General features: G+C 42.5%; 2 protein-coding genes and 1 pseudogene. 1 reads left to right on the top strand and 2 read right to left on the bottom strand.

The window, feature by feature from the left end:
- A pseudogene (locus tag AK963_RS35990) lies at positions 1-176 on the top strand (IS256 family transposase); the annotation flags it as partial.
- A 60-nt stretch (positions 177-236) separates the two neighbouring features.
- On the opposite strand, the gene AK963_RS26245 reads toward AK963_RS35990, so the two are convergent.
- Positions 237-650 (bottom strand): hypothetical protein, encoded by a 414-nt coding sequence (locus AK963_RS26245; protein WP_066018307.1) that lies wholly within the window; start codon positions 648-650, stop codon positions 237-239.
- Positions 628-3552 carry a hypothetical protein gene (locus AK963_RS26240; protein ID WP_066018306.1) on the bottom strand — a complete coding sequence of 975 codons (2925 nt, stop codon included), beginning with the start codon at positions 3550-3552 and terminating at the stop codon, positions 628-630. The genes AK963_RS26245 and AK963_RS26240 overlap by 23 nt, the downstream gene beginning before the upstream one ends.
- Positions 3553-4116: the final 564 nt, after the last annotated feature.

Below are 4116 nucleotides of genomic sequence, written 5' to 3'. Positions count from 1 at the left end.
GCGTCATTCGTAAGGCGATCAAGAACCGGAAGATTTTTCGGACTGATGAGTCAGTCATGAAGGTAATCTATCTGGCCATGGAAAAAGCTTCCGAGAAATGGACCATGCCGATCAGGAACTGGAAAGCAGCCATGAACCGGTTTGAAATTATGTTTCCTGACCGGTTCAAGGAGTAATAGTTTTGGTGGCGTTTACACAGAATTATTTACAGGCTCTACCTAAAGGCATCTAATTATTTAAACCATTTTCTTCACATTCTTTTTCATCGACTGACGTGCCTGCATCCACCCCATACCGGCTTCCATTCGCTTTTGAGGGTTGTACTGATCCTCCTGAAAACACCACTGATAATCACCGGCGTATTTCATCAGCGTGTAATTGCGGAAGCTGAACACCTGGCCATTACCCGGGTCGTCCCAGATATTGTCAAACTCCGCAATCACCCAGCCTCTTTCTTCATCCACAATAAGCCACTTGGTCACAAAGGTTCTTACCGCCCTGGCAACCGGGTTAGCATAGATACCGTTAATCCAGTCCCGGATCTCTTCCCGGCTGTTTCGATCAGGGTCGACATCATCCACATAACGGCCATCTTCCGTAAACAGGTCTACGCTCCAATCATTGCTTTTACTTAACCGCTCTGAGATCATTAATAGCCGCTTGAAACCTTAATTTCACCTGCTCCACTGAACACCCTTCGTCAAGCATCCGAAAAGCCTCTGTCAAATTCTGTTTGCAGTAGTAGTGATACCCCTTGTTATCAAACCATTTATCAAAGGGGTACAGGTCGTAAAACCATTTTTGCAGTTGAAGCTTTTCAGCTATATTCGTACCGCTGGCGATTATTTCTTCGGTAGTTATTTTGGCTTGACGCCTTTCCAGCCCCGGACGCAGATTCGGTCTGCCACTGTCGAACCAGGCTGTCATTTTTTTAACCACTTCACGGAGTTTTGATTTTTCTTCTTGTGCATGCTTTCTCTCATCCTTGAATATATTCATAAGTTCATCCATCTCTCCACCCGGAGGAGTAAAGAAATTTGATTTAATCGGCTCCAGCTCATTCATTAAAAAGCTTTCCAGATTCAATTCACCACTTCTCAGGCTAGCAGCAACACTGTCCTGACCGAAAAATGACAGCAAATAAATCAAATGCTTGGTATTTATTCCCCACTGAACATGGGTTCTTATCCATTGAACCTGTTCCAATGTCAGGGTATTGGTAGCAAGTAAGGGTTCAATAACTGAATATAGCTGAGCACTGCATGATGCTATTTGGTAACAGCTGAGACCATCAAGACAAAATAAAAATTCTGGATTACCAACTCTCTTTGTTTCCATCATAACACGCAATAATTCAAGGAAATCATCTGACTTCAATAGTGCTGAAATATCAAATGCTACGCTGTCATCAGGGTCAAGAGAAAACACCTTCCCTTTCTGCTCAAGGCCCTTTGCCTCTGCGAGCTGTGTAACCCATGCAAGCTCCCCTTCGGATATTCTTCCACAAACCAGCCCTGAAATAATATGATCATTCATTAATTTACCAGCATAGTTTCCAGTAATAGATCTCAGTACAGTCATTGCAACTTGTACTTTCGAAACAGGCAGTGCTTCCTGTAGCAGCTGGAAAAAAACATGCCTGCAGCCCGGCAACCTCTTCAGTAATGAAGGATCTGTAAGCTGCTGTGGAATACGAACTAAAATCTCAGCAAAGTGTACATAATTATCAACAGGATTACTTTCTAGATACTGGCTGATGCTATGACTTGATTCGTTAATAAAGTCCAGAATCTGCTTGTTAGAAGCTCGCACACTGATGGCAATAACACAGTCAACCGGCATGCCTGAATCAACCAGCCTTTCCAACGCTTCAAATTTATACTTTGGATTTAAATGAACTTCATGCTTATCTGTTGAAGCCTCTTCAGGAAATTCACACTTTAACGGTCTGCAGGGGCTAGCATCCTGAATGCCTGAAACGGGATCTGTTCGATGAATTGAGCCTTGATACTCAAAGCATATAGCACCCCACAATTTTTTCTTACTTTCATAATGAGAATCATATTCACAAATCAATGGCACATTTTTGGCTTGCTTCTGTCGCTTTGAAACCTCTTCCTGATGTAGTGTCATCTTCTGATACTTTGCATGCACAGGTGACAAGTTCATTTCTCCACTGGCAGGAAGGCACTTTTTGAGGAAGCCCAAAAACTCCTGATGTCTTCTTTTGTCTGAAAAACCAAAAGTACTGCCTGTGTAGCCCCGGTAAAAGGCAATAATGGTTTCCATGTTGCTCTTATCCATTAGCGCCTGAAAATATCGGCTACCTGTACTGCTTTCAGCTCCTCTTTCAGACGCAGTAGATGCTATTTCTTCAAAGACGCTGAGAAGCACATGCAAATAGCTGCATTTTGCTCTTTTGGCGTTACTCATCTCTACATCAAGACCATATTGGGGATAGGTGGCTTCTCCAGAATGATTGAGCCTCCCTTTACTGGTGGTAATTGCCCGATAGGCTGCTTCAGAAATAAGTTGCTCCAGCTGCTCAAAGGATAGAATGCCCTTACTTAAGATTTCATCCGCTAAATGACATAACTCGTGATTCAATCCGCCTGAAGGGTACTCTCCGGAAAAACTGATATAACGTAACTGTTCAATATGCTGCCAGGTTACTTCAGGATCGTTGCACATACCGGACAATAATGATTTTCGAGACAAAACCATGGAGAGAGAGTCGTGCACCCATGCCGCTCTTTCTGATGCCACAAATCCTCTATGAGATTCCATTGATTCGGACAAAGCAGATTCGCCCTGATGCCTTGAAATCAGCATATCCGGAGGAGTTGGACTCATTGCATAGTTAATCAGCCACTTCAGAGCCTGTATCGATAAGTCACCATTGCAGACGTTTCTGATGACCTTTTCGCAAATAAACTCATGAGCGTAGGAACCAGCGTGTTGTTGAACCAGACGGATGCATTCTTTAAATTTCTGCAGGTCTGTGGTCAAGGTTACTCCATCACCGGCTTGAATGAATAAAAACTTATCAATAAGCAGTTTGAAAGCCTTATGACTGCCACTCCAATGCTCGATATCTTTAAGAGTACATATTTTTTGAGAAAACGCACATTCGTCACTTTGTAAGAGCCAATCAATAGCAACACTATTGACAAGACACTTCAGGTTCATCTTGGAAAATCCAGCATTTCTGATATTGATCACATCTTTATCAGTCAGCCCCTTTCGCAAAAACAGAACCAAAAGATCAAACTCTTCTTTGCAGTAACAGCCATCGCCACTCTCATTCATTAAAAACTGCCTTACTGAGATCTGGTCAGGTGGCGGTGGAGTATGAATTTCAACCATCCTGAACTTTTCTCCTTCAAAGCATTCATAGCTCCCCGTCCAGGAGTGCATAGCAGGGTCAACTGTGGCCACATCTACAGACATACCAAAGGTACCGGTATGTGACTGCCTTTGAGTATCGGCTTGGTCCGCACTGGTTGAATGGTCAAAGGAAGGTGGAGAATGTTGTTGACCAACCTGAAACATGGCTCTTTACCTTATTTAAATACTTCGGAATGTAGATATTTCCTTCATCAGAAGCACAGCTGAAACCCTATAGCACTACTGAAAAACCGTAAACCGCTAAACTCAACCAACGGTGATTACGAAGGGTTAGCCTTAGATATTTATTCTTGCCACAAGTTCCAATAAATTATCTCTTTGATGGCTGTTTTATAGCTCACCCATACCGACAAGAAATATTTTGTTGCGGATCTGGAATTCAACGTCAGAAAAGCTGTGCAGCTATTCCGAGGCTAATCTCCAGGTAGATATTCTGTACAAATAAACTATTCAAATAAAAAATGAGCAATACAAATGAGGTGATGTTCTCAATTAGACATATGACCAGCTATGATACAAGAGACTGTACAATCACAATACTGACTGGCCAACGAGCTAAACCTCCATCATAAACAGGAAACGGGTGCTCTCTCTGAATGATTGAAACAATAGTGCTCTATTTTCACAGCTACTATGGGAACACCACTCATAATAGTTAACTGTCATGCCCGCTTCTGTTATTTCCAGCTCTACCAAAAGCATCGTTTT

Source organism: Endozoicomonas atrinae (assembly GCF_001647025.1).
Classification (GTDB): domain Bacteria; phylum Pseudomonadota; class Gammaproteobacteria; order Pseudomonadales; family Endozoicomonadaceae; genus Endozoicomonas; species Endozoicomonas atrinae.
Note: the sequence above shows the minus strand (reverse complement) of the source record. Positions and strands in the feature narration are given on the sequence as shown.

Coding starts and splice junctions, on each gene's coding strand:
- AK963_RS26245 (WP_066018307.1), bottom strand. CDS start 650: ATGATCTCAGAGCGGTTAAGTAAAAGCAATGATTGGAGCGTAGACCTG.
- AK963_RS26240 (WP_066018306.1), bottom strand. CDS start 3,552: ATGTTTCAGGTTGGTCAACAACATTCTCCACCTTCCTTTGACCATTCA.